Genomic DNA, 21896 nt, shown 5'->3' with positions numbered 1-21896 from the left:
ACCGACAGCGCACCTCAGGTGCGACGACATCGCTCGATGGACCCCAGGATGACGTTCCGTGATTCCTGGTTCACCGGCGACCGCGACCATGCGGCGCCTGCTCACCGATCTGGGCGAGTCGGGACGGACCGGCGCGCTGCACGTCGGCGGCACCCCTGGCGGGGTGTTCTACCTGGTCGCCGGCCGCATCACGTACGCCGAATCGCCGGCCTGCCCCGGTATCGGCGAACGACTGGTCTCCTCCGGGCGGCTGAACCCGCAGACCTGGCGGGACGCGTACGCGGAGGGACGCGACACCTGTCAGGTGGCCCGGGTGCTGCTGCGGGACGGCTGGCTGGGTCAGCACGAGCTGGCCCTGCGGGTGGTGGCGGTGATCGCCGACGCCACCCACGTGCTGGTGCGCCAGAGCGGCGCCCCGGCCTGGTTCGCCCCCGACGAGCGTCACTGGCTGGGTGAGCTGCCGCGGGTGGAGATCGACGCACGGCTGATCGTGCCGCCCCGGCAGCGACGACGGCCGCGGCGGTTCGCCACCACCACCGGTCCGCAACCCCAACGGCCACCGCCGACCGGACCATGACGCACAAAACGTGCGACTTGTCGTCGCAGGGTCACCGGAGGATGGCCCACGGTGGTGGTGAGGAATCAATCCTCGTCACCGGAAGCGACAAGAACAGCGCTGAGGAGTGAAGTGCCCGGCGTCGACCACTGTCTACAGGAGGCCATGACGATCCCTGGCGCGGTCGGGGCCAGCATCGTCGACTACACCACCGGCTTCCCGGTCGCCACGACCGGAGCCGCACCCAACGAGGACCACGAAGCCGCCGCGGCCGGTACGGCGGACGTGGTCCAGGCCGCGACCAGCCGATCGCTGTACGTCTCGGCCGTACCGCACGACCTGCTCGAAGACCTGATCATCACCACCGCGGGCGGCTATCACCTCCTGCGGCTCGTCCAGACCGAGTTCGACAGCCGACTGGTGCTCTACGTCTGGCTGGACCGGGTCCGCGGCAACCTCGCCGTGGCTCGCCGCAAGATGCAACGCCTCGCCGACGAGCTGGTCACGGCCCGATGAGCACGGCAGGCGGATCCCCGGAGAACCCGACGAAGAAGACGGACAGGAGCACGAGGTGGCCCCCACGAAGACCGCGACGCCCGGGAACCTGCTGACGCGGGCCGCCGGCGAGCGGAAGACCGGAGCGCTGGTGGTCGGTGGCCACCCCGGCGGCGCGGTCTACATCTTCGAGGGCCGGGTCATCTACGCGGAGTCGTCGTCCGCGCCGGGGGTGGGCGAACTGCTCACCTCCTCCGGCCGGCTGGCCGGGCGTACCTGGCAGAGCGCGCTCGACATGGGCGGCTCGCACTCCCGGGTCGGCCGGCTGATCGTCGAGCAGGGCCACCTGACACAGGGCGAACTGGAACTCTGCGTGCTCGGCGCCACCTACGACGCGGCGTATTTCGTGCTCGGCGCGACCGCCGCACCGGTCGAGTTCGTCGCCGGCGCCACCCACTGGCTCGGCCCGGTCGTGCACATCGACGCGACCGCGGTCAGCCGGGAGGTGCGCCGCCGGATCGGGCTGCTCGACGACATCTTCCCCGACCAGCGCATCGACACCGCGGCCGTCATCCCGGTGACCCGGGCCCCGCGGGAACGCGTCACGCTGACCTCCCTGCAATGGGAGCTGCTGGTGCACGCCGACGGCCAGCGCACCCCGGGCGACCTGGCCCAGCTGCTGGGCCGCGCGGGCTACGCGACCATCCAGGAACTGCGGCGCCTCGCGGCACTGGGCCTCATCGAGCTTCCGGACGTACGCGCCGGCGACGGCACCGACCTGATCCGGCTACCGCAGCCCCGTGGCGCCTCGGTGGCACTCGACCGGGCACCGGCCGCGGTGGCGCCACCGGCCGGACGGGCGCAGGCACCGGCCGACCGCACGCCGGCACCCCGCGAACGGCCCCGGGTGCCGCTCGACCGGGCACCGATGGACGAGACGGACGTTCCGCTCGTACCCGTGATCAACGGCGCGGGGCACACCGCCCGGATGTCGCCGGCGAACAGTGACCCACCACCCGCCTCCGGCGGGGGCGACAGCGCGACGGGGATGAACCGGCTTCCCCGGCTGGCCCGCCGCAAGCCCGGCGCCAAGCTGCCCAAGGAGATGGCAGCCGCCGAGAACCCGCCGGTGCATCAGGGCACCGACGAAGTACTTCTCAAGCGCATCCGCACCGCCTTGAGGGCACTGCGGTGACCCGCGCACCCCCGATCAGCTGAAGGAGCGAGGAGAGGATGACCACGGTCGATCCGGCGGTACTCGAGGAACTCGGACGCCTGCGCAGCAGAGTGCCCGAACTCTCCGGCAGCGTGCTGGCCACCGCCGACGGGCTGGTCGTCGCACACGACTCGCACGGACTGGAACCGGACACCCTGGCCGCGCTCGCCGCGGCCCACCTGGCCCTGGCCCGGCGCTTCGCGCACGCGGTCAGCCACGGTGACCTGCGGGAATCCGTAGTTGAGTGCGACGGCGGGTACATCACGTCGTACACCGCCGGGCTGAACGGGCTACTCACCCTGGTCACCTCCGGCGACGCCAACCTCGCCATGGTCCACCTCGAGGCACGGCGCTCGGTGCGCCGGCTCGTGAAGCTCATGGCCGTCCAGAACGCGACCGCCGCGCAGCAACAACTCCCCCCGCCGCCGCCCCCGCCGCGGCCGGAGATCCCCACGCAGTCCGGCCCGTCGGCACCGCTGGCCCGGCGTACCCCGATGGCCACCCTGCCGACCGTGGCCCGCCACCACCAGGCGGCCGGCTGACCGGCAGTTTCCATCACCACCCACCACAGTGATAGGAGAACGACCCATGCCCGACATGGACACCGCACTGAAGGAAGTCATGGAGATCGACGGCGCGATCGGCGTCGCGCTCGTGGACCACACCAGCGGCATGGCCCTGGGCACCCTCGGCGGCGGCAAGGAACTCGACCTGACGGTCGCCGCCGCGGGCAACACCGACGTGGTCCGGGCCAAGCTCCGGGCGATGGAGATGCTCAACCTCTCCGAGAAGATCGAGGACATCCTCATCACGCTGGACACGCAGTACCACATGATCCGGCCGCTGACGAGCCGTTCGGGGAAGGGCCTCTTCCTCTATGTGGCGCTGCGCCGCGACCGGGCCAACCTGGCGATGTCCCGCCACCAGCTCAAGCGCATCGAGAACGACCTCGACGTCTGAGCCCGGCCGGCGGATCCCATGATCGCCACCCCTGGCGGGGAGGGCCCGCACCGCCCTCCCCGCCCACCCCCTCGGCAGATCCATAGCAGCGGGGTCGGACTACGGAACTCTAAGTTTCCGGGACGTTACCCCTTGTTTGATGATTGAGCGGCGTGCATGCTGTGAAGGCAGCACCGAAAGGTCCACTGACGTGAGGTTTATCCCGTCGGTGGCGTTTTGCGTCCGTGCCCGTTCGGTCGCTCGGCGAGCACGGTGCCGGGGTCCTGGCCGGGAACCAGGACCCCGGCAACTACCATCCTGTTCCATGAGCGCCCGGACCATCATCGACGGGCTGCGTTCCGGAGCCCTCGGACACGAGGCCGCCCTCGACGCTCTCACCGGGGTCACCGCCGCTGACGTCGACGTCGCCATGCGTGTGGCCCTCGACGCCGAGTTCGACCGGCTCTTCCGGTCCGGCTGGCAACCCCTCGAACTGCAGCGGGCCGTCGCGCGCCGCGGCAACCCGCTCCAGCCGCCCCTGGTCGCCGACGCCGCGGCCGCCTTCCTCCGGGGCAAGAGCCCGGTCGACCCGCGCTGGCAGGATCAGGCCGGCGTCACGCGTACCCCGGAAGGTCGCCGGCCGGACCGGATCGCCGTGCTGGACGCCTCCCTCGACCTGCTCGCCGAGCTGCGGCGGCTGCCCGGCATCGAGATCCTCATCCCGCCGCCCGGCACCCCGCTGACCACCGTGCCGCGGCACGGCGACTCGAAGATGCTGGACCGGGTGCGGGCGCTGCTCGCCAAGGCGGAGGCCACCGAGTTCCCGGCCGAGGCGGAGAGTTACAGCGCCAAGGCCCAGGAGCTGATCACCAGATACCGGATCGAGGAGGTCACCGCCCCGGCGGTCGATCTGACCCCGTTCGCCCGGCGGATCGGCGTCGACCACCCCTACGAGAGTGAGAAGGCCAGCCTGCTCGACGCGGTGGCCCGGGCCAACTCGTGCCGCACGGTCTGGTCGCCGGAGCTGGGCTTCAGCACGGTCTTCGGGTTCGACGCCGACATCGACGCGGTCGAACTGCTGCACACCTCGCTGCTGGTCCAGGCGAACCGGGCGATGACCCGCGACGAGCCGGGCAAGGGGCGCGCCCGGGTGAAGGCGTTCCGCCGGTCGTTCCTGGTCGCCTACGCACACCGGATCGGCGAGCGGCTGCGCCAGGTCGCCGAGCGCGAGTTCGCCGAGCGCGACGATCTGCTGCCGGTGCTGCGGACCCGGGACATCCAGGTGCGTGAGCAGATGGAGAAGGTCTTCCCCCGCACGGTCCGGGCCCGCGGCAGCCGCATCGACAGCCTCGAGGGCTGGGAGTCCGGCCGGGCCGCCGCCGACGAGGCCGAATTGCGTTGACGCGTGCGGCAGACTGGCCTCATGCACCCGGTTTGACGCTGACAGCGGCTCTACTACACGGTTCGCGCCTGTTCCGAGGGCGTGCTCCTCTACCCGGTCTACGCGCTGATCTTCGCCGGCGCCGGGCTCACCACCAGCGAGATCTCGTCGCTGTTCGTGATCTGGTCGGTGGTGTCCTTCGTCTGCGAGATCCCGTCCGGCGCGTTCGCCGACGTCTGGTCCCGCAAGCGTGTCTACGCGCTCGGTGAGTTCCTCACCGCGACCGGTTACGCCGTCTGGCTGCTCCGGCCGTCCTACCCGGGCTTCGCACTGGGCTTCGTGCTGTGGGGCGCCGGCGGGGCGCTGAGTTCCGGCACCCTCGAGTCGCTGGTCCACGACCGGTCCGGCGATCCGGAGAGCTACACCAGGACGATCGGCCGCGGCGGCACGATCGCGCAGCTCAGCATACTTGCCGCGGCCCTGCTCGCCACTCCCGCCCTGGCCGCCGGCGGCTATCGGCTGGTCGGCGCGATCAGCATCGCGACGGTAACCCTGGGCGGTCTCCTCGCGCTGCGTCTCCCGGAAGAACCACGCCGGGGTACGAGCCACACCCCCGACGACCGCAGCACGAACCGTCCCGGGGTGGCCCCCGGCATCGCGGCTCCCGTGGTGCCGGCGCCGGACGACCGTGGCTACCGGGCGGTCCTGCGGGCGGGACTGCGGGAGGCCACCGGGAACGGGCGCGTCCTGCGGCTGCTGCTCGTGGCGGCACTCGTCCCGGGGTTCGGGGCGCTCGACGAGTACCTTCCGCTGCTCGCCGCGGACAAGGGTGCGGGCGCTCACGGCGTACCCCCACTGTTTGCTCTGACCGCGGCGGCGATGGCCGGGGGAAGCGCACTTGCCGCACGACTGCCCCGCACCTCGCCGCGGCGCCTCGCCGGCGTCCTCACCCTGGCGGCGGCGCTGCCGGCGATGGGCGCGACCGTGCCGCATCCGGCCGGCCTGCTGGTGGTCGCGGTGGCTTTCGGGGCGCTGCAGTTCGCGGTGGTGCACACCGGGACGCGCCTGCAGGAGGCGATCAGCGGCCCGGCCCGGACCACGGTGCTGTCGGTGAGCGGTTTCGGGGCCGAGGTGTTCGCCGTCGCGATCTACGCCCTGTTCGCCGTGCCGCTCCCGCTGAGCACCCTGTTCGTGCTGGCCGGTGTGCCGCTGCTCGCCGCCGCCCTGGTCACCCTCCGCCGGTAGGCCTTCTCCCAGCTAGACCGGTTTTGGTACGGTCGGCGCCGCACGAAGATCGGCACAGGCGAGGGGACACCGGCGTGGGACTCTGGGACAAACTCAAGGGTGAGCTGGTCGACATCATCGAGTGGCTGGACGACAGCCGCGACACGATCGTCTGGCGGTTCCCCCGCTACGAGAACGAGATCAAGATGGGCGCCAAGCTCGTCGTCCGCGAGTCGCAGACCGCGGTGTTCGTCAACGAGGGCCGGGTCGCCGACGTGTTCGGTCCGGGCACCCACACGCTGACCACGCAGAACATGCCGGTCCTGTCCACCCTCAAGGGCTGGAAGTACGGGTTCGAGTCGCCGTGGAAGGCCGAGGTGTACTTCGTCAGCACCCGGCAGTTCACCGACATGAAGTGGGGCACGCAGAACCCGGTGATGGTTCGCGACCCGGAGTTCGGGGCGGTCCGGCTGCGCGCCTTCGGGGCCTTCGCCATGCGGGTCACCGACCCCGGCAAGCTGCTCACCGAACTGGTCGGCACCGACCCGCAGTTCCGCACCGCCGAGGTGCAGGAATACCTGCGGCAGCTGGTCGTCAGCCACCTGGGCAGCGCGCTCGCCACCGCGAACGTGCCGATGCTGGACCTGGCCGCCAAGCAGCTCTCCATCGGCAGCACCCTGGCCGCCGTCCTCACCGACGAGCTGGACTCGTCCGGCATCGCGATCCCCAAGTTCGTCATCGAGAACATCTCGGTGCCGCCCGAGGTGGAGCAGGCGCTGGACAAGCGCACCTCGATGGGGGTGCTGGGCGACCTGGACGCGTACACGAAGTTCCAGACCGCGAACGCGATCGAGGACGCCGCCGGCAACCCGGGTGGCGCCGGCGATGCGATCGGCCTCGGGCTGGGCATGGCCGCCGGGCAGCGGGCCGCGCAGTCGATGGCCGCGACACCGCCACCGATCGTTCCCCCGCCGCTGCCGGCCGGCGAGTGGTTCGCCGCCCTCGGCGGTCAGCAGCAGGGGCCGTTCGACCTGGCCGCGCTCACCGGGCACGCCGGTTCCGGCACGCTGACCCGGGACACCCTGGTGTGGCGCAGCGGGATGGCCGGGTGGACCGCCGCCGGGCAGGTCGCCGAACTGAACAGCGTGTTCGCCGCGGTTCCGCCGCCCCTGCCGCCGCAATGACGGCCCAGCAGACCCAGTACCCGTGTGCGAACTGCGGGGCCAACGTCGAGTTCGCGCCCGGCACCAGCGTCCTCAAATGCCCGTACTGCGGTGCCGAGACGCCGATCGCCGCCCCGGCACGGGCGGTGCGGGAACACGCGTACGCCTCGTTCGCCGTCCTGCCCCGGAAACCGATCGCCAGCCTGGCGCCGCACACGTTCACCTGCCAGGGCTGCGGTGCGGTCACCCAGAGCGACAAGATCTCGGACCGGTGCGGGTTCTGCGGCGCGCCCCTGGTCGCCGACGTGACCTCCGGCGAACAGGTCGTCCCGGAGGCGGTGCTGCCGTTCACCGTGGACAAGCCGGCCCTGCGCGAGGCGTTGCGGGGCTGGGCGTCGTCGCGGTGGTTCGCGCCGAACAGCCTCAAGAAGGTCACCGAGGCGGAGTCGGCGCACAGTTCGTACCTGCCGCACTGGACGTACGACGCGCACACCGTGTCGCACTACCGGGGGCAGCGCGGCGAGCACTACTGGGTCACCGAGACGTACACCGAGAACGGCGAGACCAAGTCCCGGCAGGTCCGTAAGACCCGCTGGTGGCCGGCCTCCGGCACGGTCCAGCGCACGTTCGACGACGTGCTGGTCGCCGGCACCGGGCGGGTGCTGCCCGACCACCTGGACGGTCTCGAGCCGTGGCCGCTGCTGGAGTCGCAGGCGTACCGGCCGGAGTTCCTGGCCGGGCACGAGACGCTGCGCTACGACGTCGAACCGGAGACCGGCCTGGACCGGGCGAAGTCCCGGATGGCCCCGGTCATCGAACGGGACTGCCGGGACGACATCGGCGGCGACGAGCAGCGGGTGGACGCGGTCGACACCGAGTACCACCACGTCATGTTCAAGCTGATGCTGCTGCCGGTGTGGATCGCCTGCTACCTGCACGCCGGCCGGACGTTCAACGTGGTGGTCAACGGCCGCACCGCCGAGGTGGCGGGCGAGCGTCCGTACAGCGCGGTGAAGATCGCCGCCGCGATCGTCGCCGCCCTCGCCCTGATCGCCGCGATCATCGTGGCGGTTCAACTGAATCGGTAGGGGCGGCGGTCCAGCTGGCCAGCAGCCGCAGCTTCTCCTCGGACGGGGAGCCGGTGTCGGCGCTGTAGACGACGACGCTCTGCCCGAGGCCGCCGGGCAGATAGAAGCGTCTGCCAGTTGAGCCGCATATCGCCGACGGCCTCGTGGAAGAACCGTTTCACCCCGTGCCGGTGTTCGGAGACCCGGTGGTCGCGGTCGAGGAGAGCAGCGACGCCGAGGTGCGCGACGTCTTCGACACCGACGTGTTCGGCCTGCTCACTGTCGCCCGCGCGGTGCTGCCGGTGATGCGGGCCGCCGGCCGGGGCCGGGTCCTCGACATCAGCTCCACCGGCGGGGTGGCCGCCTGGGCGGGCTGGGGGGCGTCTACAGCGCCACCAAGTTCGCCGTCGAGGGGCTGACCGAGGCGATGCGGCTGGAACTCGCCCCACTCGGCGTCCAGGTGACGTCGGTGCAGCCCGGCCCGTTGCGCACCGACTTCCTCAGCGGCACCTCCCTGCGGCGTGCCGCCCTGGTCATCGACGACTACACACCGACCGGCGGCGCCTCCCGGGCCTGGGCGGACGCCACCGACGGCAACCAGGAGGGCGACCCGGTCCGCGCGGCCGCCGCGATCCTCACCGTCGCCGGGCTGGATCAGATGCCGGCCAGGATCCCGCTCGGCAGCTCCACCCTCACCGACATCCGCACCAAACTGGCCGCGGTCGCCGAGGAGACCGACCGCTGGCAGTCCCTGACCCGGTCCACCGACCACGTCCCCCGCTGACCACCCGGTTCCGGGCCGTCTCAGGCGACCCGGAGCGTGATCGGCCCTCGGGAGACCACGACGGAGACCTCGGCGCCCAACACCTCGGCGTAGGCCCGGAGGGTGTCCAGGCTGTCGACATGGCCGTGCTCGATCTGCGAGACACGGGCCTGGGTCACACCGAGTGCGGTCGCGACGTCGGCCTGCGTGAGGCCGGCCGACTTCCGCATCTCGGCCAGCTCGTGCCCACGGATCCGGCCGACGTTCTCGACCCGGACGGCAGCACGTTCCGCTGCTGCCTCGGGAGTCGCCAGCGCGGGTTGCCGCTCCATCGCCTCGGCCCTGACCTCACTCCACCGCCGACCGGTCATGGCTTCTCCTTCTCGCGTTCGATCAGGTATTCCTCGTACCGGCTCTCGGCAATCGGGATGTTTTCTTTGTACCAGCGATTCCAGTGCCCGGCTTTGTCCCCACCGACCAGGATCACCGCCTCACGCTGAACGTCGAAGACGAACAGCAGCCGAATCTCTGAACGACCGGCCGAGCCGGGACGCAACTCCTTCAAATGATGCAGCGTGCTTCCGTGTACCCGATCCGCCATTGGCCGCCCCAGTCCCGGCCCGACCTCCGAGAGGTGGTCGATCGCCTCCGTGATTCGGTTGGCGGTCGTCGGGTCCTCCTCGCAAAGGCTGAGAAACCACTCCTCCACCGGGGCCAGCAGTACAACCTCCCACATGACACCAAAAAATAAGTTCTGACTTATTTTCAGCCAAGAGGATAGTCGATGGATTCACCGGAACGGGTGCATGCACACCGATCTCAGCCCGGCGGTGGCGGCACAGGCCGGAGTGACGCTCAGGTCGCGGGTGGGTGGGGGCTCCCGGTAGGTCGTACCTGAGGAATCAGCCGCCGGACTCGTCGGTCTCGGCGCCCTCGGGGACGACGTCCTCGTCGCGGCTGTCGAGCCAGCCGTGCGGCAGGGAGACCTTGCCGGGGGCGTTGACCCGGCCCCGGGGCTGACCCAGCGCGTCGGTGGGGAACGGGATCGACGGGTCTAGCTGGGCCAGCAGGTCATCGAGCTCGGCCAACGAGGAGATCATCGCCAGCCGGCGGCGGAGGTCGCTGCCGACCGGGAAGCCCTTGAGGTACCACGCGACGTGCTTGCGGTAGTCGGCACAGCCGTGCTTCTCGTCCTCCAGCGCCTCGACCAGCAGCTGGGCGTGCCGCGACATGATCTTGGCGACCTCGCCCAGGGTGGGCAGCACCGGACGGTAGCCGTCGCCCTGCGTGAACGCGGCCTCCAGGTCGGCGAAGAGCCACGGGCGGCCCAGGCAGCCGCGGCCGACGACGACCCCGTCGACGCCGGTGTGCGCGACCATGCGCAGCGCGTCGGAGCCCTCCCAGATGTCGCCGTTGCCGAGCACCGGCACGTCCAGGGCCTGCTTGAGGGTGGCGATCGCATCCCAGTCGGCCTTGCCGGAGTAGCGCTGCTCGGCGGTGCGGGCGTGCAGGGCGACCGCGGCGACGCCGGCCTCCTGCGCGGCGAGACCGGCCTCGACGTACGTCAGATGGTCGTCGTCGATGCCCTTGCGCATCTTGATGGTCAGCGGGATGCCGTAGGGTTTCGCCGCCGCGACCGCCTGCTGGACGATCCGGGCGAAGAGCCGGCGGCGCCAGGGCAGGGCCGAACCGCCACCGCGACGGGTCACCTTGGGCACCGGACAGCCGAAGTTCAGGTCGATGTGGTCGGCCAGGCCGTCCTCGCCGATCATCCGCACCGCGGCCGCGGTCACGTCCGGGTCGACGCCGTAGAGCTGCAGGCTGCGGAAGCCCTCGTCCTCGGCGAACGCGATCATCTTGAGGGTCTTGGGGATCCGCTCCACCAGCGCCCGTGTGGTGATCATCTCGCAGACGTAGACCCCGCCACCCTGCTCGCGACAGAGTCGCCGGAACGCCACGTTGGTGATGCCCGCCATCGGGGCCAGCACGACGGGCGGATTGACGGCATGGTTGCCGAGCATGAGCGGTGCAGTCACGCGGTCCAGGGTGCCACGAAGGGCACCCTGGACTCGAATCGGTGAGATCAGACCGGGTCTTCGGCGAGGTTGATGCTGGCGTACGAGCCGAAGGTGGCCGACGTCCACGACCGCACCGGGGACGCGAAGCCGCCCTGCTCGTTGGCGACCAGGGTGTGCAGGCCCAGGCTGCCGTCGGCGTACCCGTAGAGCGCGGCCAGGTCGTCGCGGCCGTCACCGTTGAAGTCGCCCGAGGTGAACCGGGTCCGGTCCCACGAGCCCCAGCCACTGGTGGTGGACTTGTACGAGCTGAACGGGCTGTTGAAGGTGCCGTCCGCCTTGGCGGTCCAGGTCAGCATGGCCAGTTCGCCGCTGGCGTAGTTGTAGAAGCCGGCCACGTCGCCACGGCCGTCACCGTTGAAGTCGCCGGCGGCGATCCGCAGCCGGTCCGGGTCGCCCCAGTACGGGGAGGCCGGGACGGACCAGACGCGGGCGTCCTCGCCGAAGCCACCGGCCACGGTCGAGGTCCAGCTGTAGATGCCGACGCTGTTGTCCGCGTACTTGTAGAAGGAGCCGACGTCGTCGCGGCCGTCACCGTTGAAGTCGCCGCTGAACACCTTCATCCGGGCGATCTCGCCCCAGTACGGGGTGGCGTCGTTGAACCAGCTGCGGGTCGGCGACCCGAACGTGCCGTCGGCCCGGGCGATCCAGGTGAACAGGCCGATCGAGGCGTTCGCGTAGTTGTAGAACCCGGCCAGGTCGGTGCGCCCGTCGCCGTTGTAGTCGCCGCTGGTCATCAGCAGCCGCTCGTACGTGCCGAAGGTGGTGCTGGTCCAGGACCGGACGCCGGCCGAGCAGGTGCCGTCGGCGTTGGTCAGGAAGGTGTCCAGAGTGAGCGTCTGAGCGTCGGCGACGCCGTTGAGGACCACCTGGTCGATCCGGCCGTCACCGTTGAAGTCGCCCTTGAAGGTCTTCAGGCGGTTGACGTTGTACAGCCCGACGGCGGTGCGGCAGCCACCGCGGGCGGTCATCGCACCGTCCGCCGCGGTGGTGAAGGTGAACGGTCCGACCGAGCCGTCGGCGTAGCTGTAGACCATCTTGACGTCGTCGCGGTGGTCCTCCGCCAACCCACCGGGCGCGTACGTCCGGATCCACGAGCCGAGGTCGTCGATCCGGGTCTCGGTCGCGTCCCGGCGGGTCTCGTCCACGCCGATGCAGCCCCCCTGCCAGGAGGCGTGGTTGATGGCGACCAGCTCGGTCACGCCACCGGTCTCGCGCAGCGCGGGCCCACCGGCGTCGCCCTTGCAGACGCCGGGCTGGTTCTCGGTCACGCCGGCCACGTCGAGCAGGCCGGCGCCGACCGTGTTCACCTGGAACTGGGCGCTGTGCAGCCGGCCCGGCACCCACTCGGTGGCGGTCCGGCCGTACCCGGCCACGCGCAGCAGGTCACCGGTCGCCGGAGCGGTCGCGGCCAGGGCGACCGGGGTGACGGTGGTCGGCTGGTTCAGCCGGACCAGCACCACGTCGCGGCTCGGGTGCGGCACCAGCCGGGCGGCGGTGCGCACCTGGCCCGCGGTCCCGCTCAGGTCGGCGCGGCCGATCGTCACGGTGGTGGGCCGGGACGGTTTGCCGGCCGCCGGGGCCTGCCCGTCGACGGCGAAGCAGGCCGCCGCGGTGATCACCCACTGCGGGTCGACGAGCGCGCCGGTGCAGGCCTGCCCGCCGGTCTCCGGGGTGCCGACCGCGACGTGCGCGACGAAGCCGTAGGTGCCGTCAGCGACGGCCGAGCCGTTGACCACAGCGAGGGCCGGGGCACTTCCGGCCAGCCCCACGGCGACCGCGGAGATCGTCAGCCCGGCGAGGATTGTTCTGTTCCGCAAATGTTCCCGCCTTAGTCGATCGAGTGTCTTCACTCAAAAAGATCGACTCTTTATAGAGCATCGCTCAACGGCGCGATGCCCCGGAAAATCGGCGGCCGCCCAGCTCATCGCATCGACCACGATGGTTAACCAGGCGTTTCTTTCCGTCAACAGGATGATCACAGAAGGTGAATGTGTGGCCAAGGCCACAGTCGACGTCCAGCAGGCGGGCCATCGGCACTTCTGGCAGAGTCGGCAGGATGAGTGTGGATGGGCCCAGGCGGCTCGTGGCGGTGTTCGCGTCACCGACGGCGGAGATGCTCGTCCGCTTCGGCGTCGAGCTGGGCTTCCGGACCGTGCTGGTGGAACCGGACCCGGCCCGGTTGGGCGGCACCCCGCGGGCACACGGCGACGCGCTCGTCCACGACCTGTCCGCGGCCGGGCTCGACGAGCACACCGACGTGCTGCTCACCGACCACCACCGGCCGGAGATCGGGATCCTGCTGGAGGAGGCGCTGCGGGCCCGGACCCGGTGGGTCGGGATCGTGGGGAACCCGCGGCACGAGGGCCCGCACGTGGCGGCCCTGCGGGAACGGGGCGTGCCCGAGGATCAGATCGCCCGGGTGCACCGGCCCGTCGGGTTGAACATCGGGTCGCGTACCCCGGCGGAGATCGCCGTCGCCACCCTGGCCGGCCTGATCGCCGACCGCAACCACCGCCCCGGCGGTTTCGTCTTCTGACGCCGGGGCGGGGGCGGAGACCTCAGCAGCCGGGCAGGCGCTTGATCAGGTAGTCCTCGATCTGGTCGAGGGAGACGCGCTCCTGCTTCATGGTGTCGCGGTCCCGGACCGTCACCGCGTCGTCGGTGAGGGTGTCGAAGTCGACCGTGACGCAGAACGGGGTGCCGATCTCGTCCTGCCGGCGGTAGCGGCGGCCGATCGCCTGCGAGTCGTCGAACTCGACGATCCAGCGCTTGCGCAGGTTCGCCGCCAGCTCGCGGGCTTTCGGCGACAGCTCCGGGTTGCGCGACAGCGGCAGCACCGCGACCTTGATCGGCGCGAGCCGCGGGTCGAAGCGCATGACCGTCCGCTTGTCGACGCCGCCCTTGGTGTTGGGCGCCTCGTCCTCGTCGTACGCCTCGAGGAGGAACGCCAGCACGGCGCGGGTCAGGCCGGCCGCCGGCTCGATGACGTACGGAACCCAGCGCTCACCCTTCTCCTGGTCGAAGTAGGACAGGTCGACGCCGGAGTGCTTCGAGTGCGTGGCCAGGTCGAAGTCGGTGCGGTTGGCGATGCCCTCGAGCTCGGCGAACTCGGTGCCACCGAACCGGAAGCGATACTCGATGTCGACGGTCCGCTTCGAGTAGTGCGAGAGCTTCTCCTTGGGGTGTTCGAAGAAGCGCAGGTTGCTCTCCGACAGGCCCAGGTCGGTGTACCAGTTCCAGCGCTGCTGCAACCAGTACTCGTGCCACTCCTCGTCGCTGCCGGGCACGACGAAGAACTCCATCTCCATCTGCTCGAACTCACGCGTACGGAAGATGAAGTTGCCCGGGGTGATCTCGTTGCGGAAGCTCTTGCCGATCTGGGCGATGCCGAACGGCGGCTTCTTGCGGGCCGCGGTGGCCACGTTGTTGTAGTTGACGAAGATGCCCTGGGCGGTCTCCGGGCGCAGGTAGTGCAGGCCCTCGGCGCTCTCGGTCGGGCCCAGGTAGGTCTTCATCAGGCCGTTGAACATCTTCGGCTCGGTGAAGGTGCCCTTGTTGCCGCAGTCCGGGCAGTTGAGCTCCTGCAGCGAGGCCGGCGGGTTGCCGTGCTTGGCCTCCCACGCCTCCTCGAGGTGGTCGGCCCGGAACCGCTTGTGGCAGGACTGGCACTCGGTCAGCGGGTCGACGAACGCGTCGAGGTGACCGGAGGCGGCCCAGACGTCGCGGGACAGGATGACGGCGGAGTCCAGGCCGACGATGTCGTCGCGCTGCTGGACCATGGTGCGCCACCACTGCCGGCGGACGTTCTCCTTGAGCTCCACGCCGAGCGGACCGTAGTCCCACGCCGAGCGGGTGCCTCCGTAGATCTCGCTGGAGGGGAAGACGAAGCCCCGGCGCTTGGCCAGGTTGACGACGGCGTCGATACGGTCGGCAGGCATGTGGATCTCCTCCTACGCCGGCTGGGTGTCGGCGGGGAAACGTGGATGTGTCAGGACGAACAGTGAGATTACTCTCCGACGCCGCACACCTCGAACGCGCCTGTCGTGGTGTTCTGCCCGAGCTCGGCATAGACCTGCTCGACGTCGCCGTCGGCGTAGCGCAGATCCACCGGGACCGAGCCGGTCACCAGATCAAGATCACCGACGGTGTACGACGTGAACGGATCCCCCGTCGACATCCGGGCGATGAACTGCGCCTTGCTCTCGTCGTCCTGCGCGTCCTGGCACAGCTGGTCGTACGCCTCGGAGAACGACCGGTCCTGCACGGCGTCGAGGTAGCGGCTGACCACGACCCCGGCCTGCTCGTCGAAGGACGACTCCATCGCGGCGCCCAGCCCGATCAGCGCGCCCGTGCCACCACCGCAGACCAGCAGCAGCACACCGGCGCCGATGCCCAGCCCGAGTCCGATCCGCTTGCCCCGGCCCTCGACCGGCGGCGCCGGGAAGGGTGGGTGCACGCCGGGACCCTGGGGCGGCGGCGGCACCGTGGAACCCGGCTCAGGCGGCGGGAAGTATGCGGTGGGCGGCGCCGGGTTCATGTCTCCCAGCCTAGGTCCTGTGTCGTGGATCGCGCGAGTGCACCTGACCGTCAGCGCCAGGGATCGGCGGCCCGGTCACTGGCGCTGACGACCACGGGCTCGCCCGGTGCGGCCTCGGCCAGGGTCTCGAAGGCGGACGGCTCGTCGAGGGCCTGCGCGAGCAGCGGGGTGGCGTGCACCTTGACGTCGAAGCCGCCGAGCGCGCGCCGGTAGGCTCCGACCGACTCCCACTCGGTGACCAGGATCCAGTGCTCCGGATCCTCGATGGCCCGGGTGAGCTTGCCGGACCGGTACCCGTTGCTGCGGGCCAGGGCGTCGAGCGCGGCGTGGGCCCGCGCGGCGAAGTCGTCCTGCGTGTCCGGCGGGACCGTGAAGCGGTTGAGCACCAGCATGTGACCGAGGGTACGCACGCCGACAGGAGCCGCCAGTGACCCCGCCCGATCATCTTCTGCGCCGGCTGTCCCGGGTGAACCCGACGGCGGCGTTCGCCGGGGCGCTCGTCCTGCTGCTGGCCGGGCTGTTCCTGCCCGGCATCGTCGGGGCCCTGCTGCTGGTGGTGCTGGCGGCCGGGGTGGGCACGCTCACCTTCACCACCTGGCCGGTGCAGACCGGGGTCACCCGGGTGGTCCGGTTGGTCCTGCTCACGCTGCTGATCGCGGGGGCCATCTCCAAGATCGTCACCTGATCGGTGGAACCCATGCGCTTTTGACAATCATTGTCATTATCGACGACAGTTGGTGGCATGATGCGCCGCCTGCTCCCCGCCCTGCTCCTCACCATCCCCCTCGCCGCCTGCGGCGGCACCGCGGGCGCCGACGACGGCAAACTCTCCGTGGTCACCGCGTTCTACCCGCTGCAGTTCGTCAGCGAGCGGATCGGCGGCGACGCGGTCAGCGTCACCAACCTCACCAAGCCCGGCGCCGAGCCGCACGACCTCGAACTGAACGCCGGCCAGGTCGGGCAGATCACCGAGGCGGGCCTGGTCGTCTACCTGAGCGGCTTCCAGCCCGCCGTGGACGACGCGGTGAAGCAGAACGGTGGCGACCACGTCTTCGACGCGGGCTCCGCGGTCCAGCTGCTGGCCGCCACCGAGGCCGACCCGCACGGCGAGGAGGAGCACGCCGAGGGCGAGGAGGAGCACGAGCAGGAGAGCACCAACGGCACCGACCCGCACGTCTGGCTCGACCCGACCCGGCTCGCCACCATCGGCGACAAACTCGCCGAGCGCCTCGGCCAGGCCGACCCGGACCACGCGGCCGACTACACCGCCCGCGCCGCAGCCCTGCACACCGAGCTCACCGCGCTCGACGGCGAGTACACCGCCGGCCTGAAGACCTGCGCCCGCCGCGAACTGGTCACCAGCCACACCGCGTTCCACTACCTGGCCGAGAAGTACGACCTGACCCAGGTCGGCATCACCGGCATCGACCCGGAGGCCGAGCCGTCCCCGCAGCGCCTCGCCGAGGTCGCCGAGACCGCCAAGGCCAGCGGCACCACCACGATCTTCTTCGAGACCCTGGTCAGCCCGAAGGTCGCCGAGACGATCGCGCAGGAGGTCGGCGCCAAGACCGCGGTCCTGGACCCGCTCGAGGGCATCACCGAGGAGGGAGCAGACTACTTCTCGGTGATGCGCGCCAACCTGGCCGCCCTGACCACAGCACTGGAGTGTTCCGCATGACCGATGCCGACAGTGTCGTCGAGGTACGGCACGGCGCCGCGGGCTACGACGGTCGCGAGATCCTGCGGGACATCTCCCTGAGCGTCACCGCCGGTGAGGTCGTCGCGGTCCTCGGCGCCAACGGATCGGGCAAGTCCACACTGATCCGGACCGTCCTCGGCCTGGTCCCGCTGCGCCGCGGCGAGATCGAACTGTTCGGCACACCCCAGCGCCGGTTCCGGCACTGGGAACGGATCGGGTACGTCCCCCAGCGCCTCGGCGCGGGCAGCGGCGTACCCGCCACCGTCGGCGAGGTCGTCGCGTCGGGCCGTCTGGCCCGGCGCGGCATCTTCCGTTTCCCGGGCGCCGCCGACAAGGCCGCGGTCCGCGACGCGCTCACCGACGTCGGCCTGCTGGACCGGATCAACGACCCGGTGGCCACCCTCTCCGGCGGCCAGCAGCAGCGCACCCTGATCGCCCGGGCGCTCGCCGGCAAACCCGACCTGCTGGTGCTCGACGAGCCGAACGCCGGCGTCGACGCCGCCAGCCAGGAGGCGTTCGCCGCGTCGCTCGCCCGGTTCGCCGCCGGTGGCGGCACCATCCTGCTGGTCCTGCACGAGTTGGGCCCGCTGCGCCCGCTGATCGGCCGGTCCATCGTGGTGCACGAGGGCCGGATCGCGTATTCCGGGACGCCACCGGAACCGGCCGGGCACCACGCCGAGCCGGGACACGACCACGTGCACCCGCACGCCGACGAGGTCAAGGCGACCATCTGCGAGTGGGCTCCCACGGAAGGGACGACGACGTTCTGATGGAGCTCCTGGCGTACCCCTTCATGCTCCGCGCCCTGGCCGGCGCCCTGATCATCGGTCTCGTCGCGCCCGCCCTGGGGATCTACCTCGTGCAACGGCGCCTGTCGCTGATCGGCGACGGGATCGGGCACGTGGCCCTCACCGGCGTCGGCCTGGGCCTGCTCACCGACAACTCCCCGGTGGTGACCGCGGTACTGGTCGCCACGATCGGCGCGGTCGGCGTCGAGCTGATCCGCGAGCGCGGGCGCACCTCCGGCGACCTGGCGCTGGCACTGCTCTTCTACGGCGGCATCGCCGGTGGCGTGGTGCTGGTCGGCCTCTCCGACAACAGCAGCAACGCCAACCTGATGCAGTACCTCTTCGGTTCGCTGATCACCACGTCCGCGCAGGACATCGTGGTCATCGGCGTGCTGGGCACGGCGGTACTGGTGGCGATGCTGGTGTTCCGGCCGGCCCTGTTCGCCCTCTGCAACGACGAGGAGTACGCGAAGGTCAGCGGCCTGCCGGTACGGACCCTCAACATCCTCCTCGCCGTGACCACCGCGATCACCGTCACGATCGCCATGCGTACCGTCGGCCTGCTGCTGGTCTCCGCCCTGATGGTGGTCCCGGTCGCCGCCGCACAGCAGGTCACCCGCGGCTTCAAGGGCACGATGGCGCTGGCCATGCTGGTCGGCGTCGGTTCGGCGGGCGCGGGCATCCTGGTGTCGGCCGAGGCGGACACCGCGCCGGGCGCCACCACCGTGCTCCTCGCGCTGGCGGCCTTCCTCGGTACCGCGATCACCGCGACCGTCCGGGGGCGCCTGCGACGTCCCGCGCGGGCCGCCGCCGACACCGAGCCACCGGACGTCGTCCTGCAGTCCTGACCACCCCACCTGTACGGTTGTCACACATATGACTGTCACCGGTTACGAGGCCTACGAGCCGGCGAGCGCGCTGCTGCGGGCGCTCTCCGCGCCGATCCGTGTCGCCATCGTGGTCGAGCTGGGCGCCGGCGAACGCTGCGTCCACGACCTGGTGGAGAAGCTCGGCGCCCCGCAGCCGCTGGTGTCCCAGCATCTGCGGGTGCTGCGCGGCGCCGGCGTGGTCCGGGGCGTCCGCCGCGGCCGCGAGATCGAATACTCGCTGGTCGACGAGCACGTCGCGCACATCGTGGCCGACGCGGTCAGTCACGCCCGTGAGGGCCGCTGATTCTCCGGTGATGCGCCACGGCGCGCGGGGTGCGACGCTTCCGGGGTGAAGCTCTACGCCGACCGCATGCCGACCGCGATCCGCCAACTGATCACCGACATCCTCGTCGTTCTCTGGGTCTACCTGTGGATTCGCGTCGCCCTGTGGGTGCACGACGTGGTGCTGCAGCTCGCCGTGCCCGGTCAGAAACTGGAGAGCGCCGGCGGCGGCATCGCCGACAACCTGGCCGAGGCCGGTGGCAAGGTGGGCCGGGTCCCACTGGTCGGCGACGAGCTCACCAAGCCGTTCACCAGCGCCGCCGACGCGGCCCGCAACCTCGCCGAGGCCGGCCGGGACCAGCAGGCGTTCGTCGACCAGCTGGCGCTGATCCTGCCGCTGGTGGCGATCGCGGTGCCGATCGCGCTGGTGCTGTTCCTCTGGCTGCCGTTGCGGCTGCGCTGGATCCGGCGGGCCGGGGTCGCCGCGGCGGTCCGCGACGACCCGGCCGGCCGGGATCTGCTGGCGTTGCGGGCGCTCACCTCCCGTCCGCTCAACCAGCTGGCGAAGCTGGGCCCGGACATCGCCCAGAGCTGGCGGGCCGGGGACGGCGCGGCGGTGGACGCCCTGGCGGAGCTGGAACTCAGGAAGCTCGGTCTGCGGCGTCGTCCATGATGTAACCGTCCTGGTCGGTGTCATCGCCCCAGTTGCGGTGGCCGAACGGGAGCAGCGCCCAGAAGGTCAGGAACCAGCCGCCGGTGAGCACGGTCAGCGGGATCGCCCACTTCCAGGTCAGCAGATAGTCCGTGATCAGCAGGACGCTGCTGACCATCGCGATCAGCATGAACGCCAGGCCGCCGGTGGCCATCCGGTGGGCGTACCGGACCAGCTCCGGTTTACGGCCCTGCCGGAACAGCGCGCGGTGGAACGCCACCGGCGAGATGATCATCGCGGTGGCGAACGCCGCGCTGATCAGGGCGACCACGTAGATGTCCTTCTGGATGTCGGTGGTATTCGGGAATCCGCTGCTGAACGGCAGGGTGAGCAGGAACGCGAAGAGGATCTGCACGCCGGTCTGCGCGACGCGCAACTCCTGGAGGAGATCCGCGAAGTTCCGGTCCCACCGCTGTTTCTCGGTTTCCTGGTGCGATTTTTCCTGGTGCGACGAGGGGGCCATCGCCCGGCCATTCCCCGTCCACCACATGGTCAAACGCCGATGCGTGACCGGACGAACCCGGCCAGCTCCCGCGGCGCCTGCTCGGGCACCCAATGGCTGACCCCGCGCATCGCCACCAACTGGTAGTCCGCATCCACCCAGTCCGCGGTCCGCAGCGCCGCGGTCCGGCCGACCACCCCGTCCCGGTCGCTCCACACGTACGTGGTCGGCACGGTGACCGTGGGGGTGTCCGCGACGTCCGCGGTCCGGTATCCCCGGTACCAGTTCAGACTGCCGGTCAGCCGGCCCGGCTCGTGCATCGCCGCCACGTACTGTTCGGCGTGGTGCAGCGGCCGCAGCATCCAGCGCAGCAGGGTCCCGTTGCGGGCCAACAGCAGCCGTTCCGCCGACGCCGACCGGAACACCTGGAAGTACGCCATCCGCGCCCGTTGCGAGGCCCGGACCCGCATCGCCAGCATCATCGCCCGCGGATGCGGCACCGAGACCGCGGTCAGGGTCCGCACCCGGCCGGGGTGGTTGGCGGCGAGCAGCCACCCCACGCTCGCGCCCCAGTCGTGCCCGACGATGTGCGCCGACTCCAGCCCGAGCGCGTCGAGCAGGGCGAGGACGTCCGCGGTCATCTCGGTGATCCGGTACGCGGCGGCCTCGCCCGGCCGGGCGCCGGGCGAGTATCCGCGCTGGTCCACCGTGTACGTCCGCAGCCCGGCCGCGTGCAGGTGCGGCAGCATCGCATCGAACTCCCGGTGATCCTGCGGGAAGCCGTGCAGCAGGAGCACCGGTTCGCCGTCCGACGGTCCCCCCTCGTACAGGTCGAAGGTCATGCCTCGGGCTTTGATCTCCATGTGACCGGTCCCTCCCTGTGCCGCACCGTTAACCGGGTGTTAGCGTCATCGAAGCACATGTAATCCGACAGGGGAGCGCACAGCGCTGAGAGTGCGGGTGGACCCGCAGACCCTCGTACCTGATCTGGGTAATGCCAGCGCAGGAAGTTCGGTCTCTCACAGCCGTGCCGCGTTCCGGGCAACGTCGCCCGGTGCCGGCATGCGTCTCCTCCCGGTACCCGCTGGGAGGCAAATCATGGACAACCGTCACCGCTGGCGCACGATAGACATCGTGATCGCCTCGGTCATCGCCGTGGCGTTCGGCGTGATCTTCTGGGCCTGGAACACGGTCTGGGGCGTCACCGAGGCCGCTTTCGCCTTCTTCCCGCCCGCGCAGACCCTGCTCTACGGGGTCTGGCTGCTGCCGGCCGTGCTGGGCGGCCTGATCATCCGCAAGCCGGGCGCGTCGCTGTACACCGAGGCGGTCGCGGCGATCGTCTCCGCGCTGCTCGGCAGTGCCTGGGGGGCGACCGTCATCCCGCAGGGACTGGTCCAGGGGCTCGGCGCCGAGCTGGCGTTCGCGGTCCTGTTCTACCGGTCCTGGAAACTGCCGGCCGCGCTGCTGGCCGGCGCGATGACCGGGGTGACCGCGGCGCTGTTCGACTTCTTCGTCTGGAACGCCAAGTACGCGCTGTGGGACTACCGCGTGCCGTACGCGCTGCTCACCGTGGTCAGCGGCGCCCTGCTCGCCGGACTCGGCGGCTGGGTGCTGGTGAAGGCGCTGGCACCGACCGGTGTGCTCGACCGGTTCGGACCCGGCCGGGAACGGGCACTCATCTAGTC

28 protein-coding genes and 1 riboswitch are annotated in these 21896 nt (G+C 70.8%); of the genes, 19 read left to right on the top strand and 9 right to left on the bottom strand.

The window, feature by feature from the left end; all coding sequences use genetic code 11:
- Nucleotides 1–58 precede the first annotated feature (58 nt).
- From QSK32_RS09560 to QSK32_RS09510, 11 genes are all read left to right on the top strand, one after another.
- Entirely contained in the window at nt 59–577 is a 519-nt protein-coding gene (locus QSK32_RS09560; protein ID WP_157411096.1) for a hypothetical protein, read from the top strand.
- A gap of 144 nt (nt 578–721) precedes the next feature.
- Entirely contained in the window at nt 722–1072 is a 351-nt protein-coding gene (locus QSK32_RS09555; RefSeq protein ID WP_245674011.1) for a roadblock/LC7 domain-containing protein, read from the top strand.
- Nucleotides 1073–1127: 55 nt separating this feature from the next.
- The gene (locus QSK32_RS09550) at nt 1128–2246 is read left to right on the top strand and encodes a DUF4388 domain-containing protein (protein ID WP_045743346.1); all 1119 of its coding nucleotides are present in this window, start codon (nt 1128–1130) and stop codon (nt 2244–2246) included.
- A gap of 38 nt (nt 2247–2284) precedes the next feature.
- Nucleotides 2285–2809 (top strand): roadblock/LC7 domain-containing protein, encoded by a 525-nt coding sequence (locus QSK32_RS09545; RefSeq protein ID WP_045743347.1) that lies wholly within the window; start codon nt 2285–2287, stop codon nt 2807–2809.
- A 46-nt stretch (nt 2810–2855) separates the two neighbouring features.
- Entirely contained in the window at nt 2856–3227 is a 372-nt protein-coding gene (locus QSK32_RS09540; protein ID WP_045743348.1) for a hypothetical protein, read from the top strand.
- Between the two features lie 304 nt (nt 3228–3531).
- On the top strand, nt 3532–4608 hold the full coding sequence (locus QSK32_RS09535; protein ID WP_285471684.1) for a DUF2786 domain-containing protein: 1077 nt from the start codon (nt 3532–3534) through the stop codon (nt 4606–4608).
- Nucleotides 4609–4689: 81 nt separating this feature from the next.
- Nucleotides 4690–5832 (top strand): MFS transporter, encoded by a 1143-nt coding sequence (locus tag QSK32_RS09530; RefSeq protein WP_285471683.1) that lies wholly within the window; start codon nt 4690–4692, stop codon nt 5830–5832.
- 74 nt (nt 5833–5906) lie between these two features.
- Nucleotides 5907–6995, top strand: coding sequence for an SPFH domain-containing protein (locus tag QSK32_RS09525; protein ID WP_285471682.1), 1089 nt, complete (start codon nt 5907–5909; stop codon nt 6993–6995).
- The gene (locus QSK32_RS09520) at nt 6992–8062 is read left to right on the top strand and encodes a TFIIB-type zinc ribbon-containing protein (RefSeq protein ID WP_285471681.1); all 1071 of its coding nucleotides are present in this window, start codon (nt 6992–6994) and stop codon (nt 8060–8062) included. The genes QSK32_RS09525 and QSK32_RS09520 overlap by 4 nt, the downstream gene beginning before the upstream one ends.
- Before the next feature lie 164 nt (nt 8063–8226).
- A complete protein-coding gene (locus QSK32_RS09515; RefSeq protein ID WP_052720548.1) occupies nt 8227–8460 on the top strand; it encodes an SDR family NAD(P)-dependent oxidoreductase in 234 nt (77 codons plus the stop codon).
- Between the two features lie 8 nt (nt 8461–8468).
- A complete protein-coding gene (locus QSK32_RS09510) occupies nt 8469–8825 on the top strand; it encodes a Rossmann-fold NAD(P)-binding domain-containing protein (RefSeq protein ID WP_052720549.1) in 357 nt (118 codons plus the stop codon).
- A gap of 20 nt (nt 8826–8845) precedes the next feature.
- Here the strand turns inward: QSK32_RS09510 and QSK32_RS09505 are convergent, their stop codons facing one another.
- The 4 genes from QSK32_RS09505 to QSK32_RS09490 all read right to left on the bottom strand — a co-directional run bounded on the left by QSK32_RS09505 (nt 8846) and on the right by QSK32_RS09490 (nt 12699).
- The gene (locus tag QSK32_RS09505) at nt 8846–9175 is read right to left on the bottom strand and encodes a helix-turn-helix domain-containing protein (RefSeq protein WP_045743352.1); all 330 of its coding nucleotides are present in this window, start codon (nt 9173–9175) and stop codon (nt 8846–8848) included.
- On the bottom strand, nt 9172–9540 hold the full coding sequence (locus tag QSK32_RS09500; RefSeq protein WP_045743353.1) for a type II toxin-antitoxin system RelE/ParE family toxin: 369 nt from the start codon (nt 9538–9540) through the stop codon (nt 9172–9174). The genes QSK32_RS09505 and QSK32_RS09500 overlap by 4 nt, the downstream gene beginning before the upstream one ends.
- Nucleotides 9541–9706: 166 nt before the next feature.
- Nucleotides 9707–10825 carry a tRNA dihydrouridine synthase DusB gene (gene dusB, locus QSK32_RS09495; RefSeq protein WP_045743354.1) on the bottom strand — a complete coding sequence of 373 codons (1119 nt, stop codon included), beginning with the start codon at nt 10823–10825 and terminating at the stop codon, nt 9707–9709.
- Nucleotides 10826–10887: 62 nt separating this feature from the next.
- Nucleotides 10888–12699 carry a trypsin-like serine protease gene (locus tag QSK32_RS09490; RefSeq protein WP_285471680.1) on the bottom strand — a complete coding sequence of 604 codons (1812 nt, stop codon included), beginning with the start codon at nt 12697–12699 and terminating at the stop codon, nt 10888–10890.
- A gap of 239 nt (nt 12700–12938) precedes the next feature.
- Here QSK32_RS09490 and QSK32_RS09485 point away from each other — a divergent pair, with 239 nt between their 5' ends.
- Complete coding sequence (locus tag QSK32_RS09485) at nt 12939–13418, top strand: XdhC family protein (protein WP_045743355.1); 480 nt, start codon at nt 12939–12941, stop codon at nt 13416–13418.
- 22 nt (nt 13419–13440) lie between these two features.
- On the opposite strand, the gene QSK32_RS09480 is transcribed toward QSK32_RS09485, so the two are convergent.
- From QSK32_RS09480 to QSK32_RS09470, 3 genes are all read right to left on the bottom strand, one after another.
- Nucleotides 13441–14820 (bottom strand): glycine--tRNA ligase, encoded by a 1380-nt coding sequence (locus QSK32_RS09480; RefSeq protein WP_045743356.1) that lies wholly within the window; start codon nt 14818–14820, stop codon nt 13441–13443.
- 68 nt (nt 14821–14888) lie between these two features.
- A complete protein-coding gene (locus tag QSK32_RS09475) occupies nt 14889–15419 on the bottom strand; it encodes a hypothetical protein (RefSeq protein ID WP_052720551.1) in 531 nt (176 codons plus the stop codon).
- 50 nt (nt 15420–15469) lie between these two features.
- Entirely contained in the window at nt 15470–15811 is a 342-nt protein-coding gene (locus QSK32_RS09470; protein ID WP_045743434.1) for an antibiotic biosynthesis monooxygenase family protein, read from the bottom strand.
- A 35-nt stretch (nt 15812–15846) separates the two neighbouring features.
- Here QSK32_RS09470 and QSK32_RS09465 point away from each other — a divergent pair, with 35 nt between their 5' ends.
- The 6 genes from QSK32_RS09465 to QSK32_RS09440 are packed head-to-tail and all read left to right on the top strand — an operon-like array spanning nt 15847 to nt 19730.
- Entirely contained in the window at nt 15847–16104 is a 258-nt protein-coding gene (locus QSK32_RS09465; RefSeq protein ID WP_045743357.1) for a DUF6703 family protein, read from the top strand.
- 57 nt (nt 16105–16161) lie between these two features.
- Nucleotides 16162–17097 (top strand): metal ABC transporter substrate-binding protein, encoded by a 936-nt coding sequence (locus QSK32_RS09460; RefSeq protein ID WP_285471679.1) that lies wholly within the window; start codon nt 16162–16164, stop codon nt 17095–17097.
- Nucleotides 17094–17888 carry a metal ABC transporter ATP-binding protein gene (locus QSK32_RS09455; protein WP_285471678.1) on the top strand — a complete coding sequence of 265 codons (795 nt, stop codon included), beginning with the start codon at nt 17094–17096 and terminating at the stop codon, nt 17886–17888. The genes QSK32_RS09460 and QSK32_RS09455 overlap by 4 nt, the downstream gene beginning before the upstream one ends.
- The gene (locus QSK32_RS09450) at nt 17888–18754 is read left to right on the top strand and encodes a metal ABC transporter permease (RefSeq protein WP_285471677.1); all 867 of its coding nucleotides are present in this window, start codon (nt 17888–17890) and stop codon (nt 18752–18754) included. The genes QSK32_RS09455 and QSK32_RS09450 overlap by 1 nt, the downstream gene beginning before the upstream one ends.
- 28 nt (nt 18755–18782) lie before the next feature.
- Complete coding sequence (locus tag QSK32_RS09445; RefSeq protein ID WP_045743361.1) at nt 18783–19079, top strand: ArsR/SmtB family transcription factor; 297 nt, start codon at nt 18783–18785, stop codon at nt 19077–19079.
- Between the two features lie 45 nt (nt 19080–19124).
- Complete coding sequence (locus QSK32_RS09440; protein ID WP_045743362.1) at nt 19125–19730, top strand: hypothetical protein; 606 nt, start codon at nt 19125–19127, stop codon at nt 19728–19730.
- Here the strand turns inward: QSK32_RS09440 and QSK32_RS09435 are convergent.
- Both QSK32_RS09435 and QSK32_RS09430 read right to left on the bottom strand, forming a co-directional pair.
- Nucleotides 19699–20232, bottom strand: a complete 534-nt coding sequence (locus QSK32_RS09435; protein ID WP_045743363.1) for a DUF6328 family protein — start codon at nt 20230–20232, stop codon at nt 19699–19701. The two genes, QSK32_RS09440 and QSK32_RS09435, sit on opposite strands and share 32 nt — an antisense overlap.
- 29 nt (nt 20233–20261) lie before the next feature.
- Nucleotides 20262–21074 (bottom strand): alpha/beta fold hydrolase, encoded by an 813-nt coding sequence (locus QSK32_RS09430; RefSeq protein WP_285471676.1) that lies wholly within the window; start codon nt 21072–21074, stop codon nt 20262–20264.
- A gap of 59 nt (nt 21075–21133) precedes the next feature.
- A riboswitch (TPP riboswitch) is annotated at nt 21134–21238 on the top strand.
- 71 nt (nt 21239–21309) lie between these two features.
- Between QSK32_RS09430 and QSK32_RS09425 the strand changes: the two genes are divergently transcribed.
- On the top strand, nt 21310–21894 hold the full coding sequence (locus QSK32_RS09425) for an ECF transporter S component (protein WP_285471675.1): 585 nt from the start codon (nt 21310–21312) through the stop codon (nt 21892–21894).
- Nucleotides 21895–21896: the final 2 nt, after the last annotated feature.

This window comes from Actinoplanes sp. NBRC 101535 (genome assembly GCF_030269225.1).
GTDB classification, from domain to species: domain Bacteria; phylum Actinomycetota; class Actinomycetes; order Mycobacteriales; family Micromonosporaceae; genus Actinoplanes; species Actinoplanes rectilineatus.
This window is presented reverse-complemented; position numbering and strand designations above follow the sequence as displayed.

Bases quoted from the DNA above. Each gene is read 5' to 3' on its own strand.
- QSK32_RS09475 (WP_052720551.1), bottom strand. From the start codon at position 15,419: ATGAACCCGGCGCCGCCCACCGCATACTTCCCGCCGCCTGAGCCGGGT.
- QSK32_RS09505 (WP_045743352.1), bottom strand. From the start codon at position 9,175: ATGACCGGTCGGCGGTGGAGTGAGGTCAGGGCCGAGGCGATGGAGCGG.
- QSK32_RS09480 (WP_045743356.1), bottom strand. From the start codon at position 14,820: ATGCCTGCCGACCGTATCGACGCCGTCGTCAACCTGGCCAAGCGCCGG.
- QSK32_RS09535 (WP_285471684.1), top strand. From the start codon at position 3,532: ATGAGCGCCCGGACCATCATCGACGGGCTGCGTTCCGGAGCCCTCGGA.
- QSK32_RS09500 (WP_045743353.1), bottom strand. From the start codon at position 9,540: ATGTGGGAGGTTGTACTGCTGGCCCCGGTGGAGGAGTGGTTTCTCAGC.
- QSK32_RS09435 (WP_045743363.1), bottom strand. From the start codon at position 20,232: ATGGCCCCCTCGTCGCACCAGGAAAAATCGCACCAGGAAACCGAGAAA.
- QSK32_RS09510 (WP_052720549.1), top strand. From the start codon at position 8,469: ATGCGGCTGGAACTCGCCCCACTCGGCGTCCAGGTGACGTCGGTGCAG.
- QSK32_RS09545 (WP_045743347.1), top strand. From the start codon at position 2,285: ATGACCACGGTCGATCCGGCGGTACTCGAGGAACTCGGACGCCTGCGC.
- QSK32_RS09460 (WP_285471679.1), top strand. From the start codon at position 16,162: ATGATGCGCCGCCTGCTCCCCGCCCTGCTCCTCACCATCCCCCTCGCC.
- QSK32_RS09430 (WP_285471676.1), bottom strand. From the start codon at position 21,074: ATGGAGATCAAAGCCCGAGGCATGACCTTCGACCTGTACGAGGGGGGA.
- QSK32_RS09485 (WP_045743355.1), top strand. From the start codon at position 12,939: ATGAGTGTGGATGGGCCCAGGCGGCTCGTGGCGGTGTTCGCGTCACCG.
- QSK32_RS09425 (WP_285471675.1), top strand. From the start codon at position 21,310: ATGGACAACCGTCACCGCTGGCGCACGATAGACATCGTGATCGCCTCG.
- QSK32_RS09455 (WP_285471678.1), top strand. From the start codon at position 17,094: ATGACCGATGCCGACAGTGTCGTCGAGGTACGGCACGGCGCCGCGGGC.
- QSK32_RS09445 (WP_045743361.1), top strand. From the start codon at position 18,783: ATGACTGTCACCGGTTACGAGGCCTACGAGCCGGCGAGCGCGCTGCTG.
- QSK32_RS09520 (WP_285471681.1), top strand. From the start codon at position 6,992: ATGACGGCCCAGCAGACCCAGTACCCGTGTGCGAACTGCGGGGCCAAC.
- dusB (WP_045743354.1), bottom strand. From the start codon at position 10,825: ATGCTCGGCAACCATGCCGTCAATCCGCCCGTCGTGCTGGCCCCGATG.
- QSK32_RS09540 (WP_045743348.1), top strand. From the start codon at position 2,856: ATGCCCGACATGGACACCGCACTGAAGGAAGTCATGGAGATCGACGGC.
- QSK32_RS09470 (WP_045743434.1), bottom strand. From the start codon at position 15,811: ATGCTGGTGCTCAACCGCTTCACGGTCCCGCCGGACACGCAGGACGAC.
- QSK32_RS09450 (WP_285471677.1), top strand. From the start codon at position 17,888: ATGGAGCTCCTGGCGTACCCCTTCATGCTCCGCGCCCTGGCCGGCGCC.
- QSK32_RS09555 (WP_245674011.1), top strand. From the start codon at position 722: ATGACGATCCCTGGCGCGGTCGGGGCCAGCATCGTCGACTACACCACC.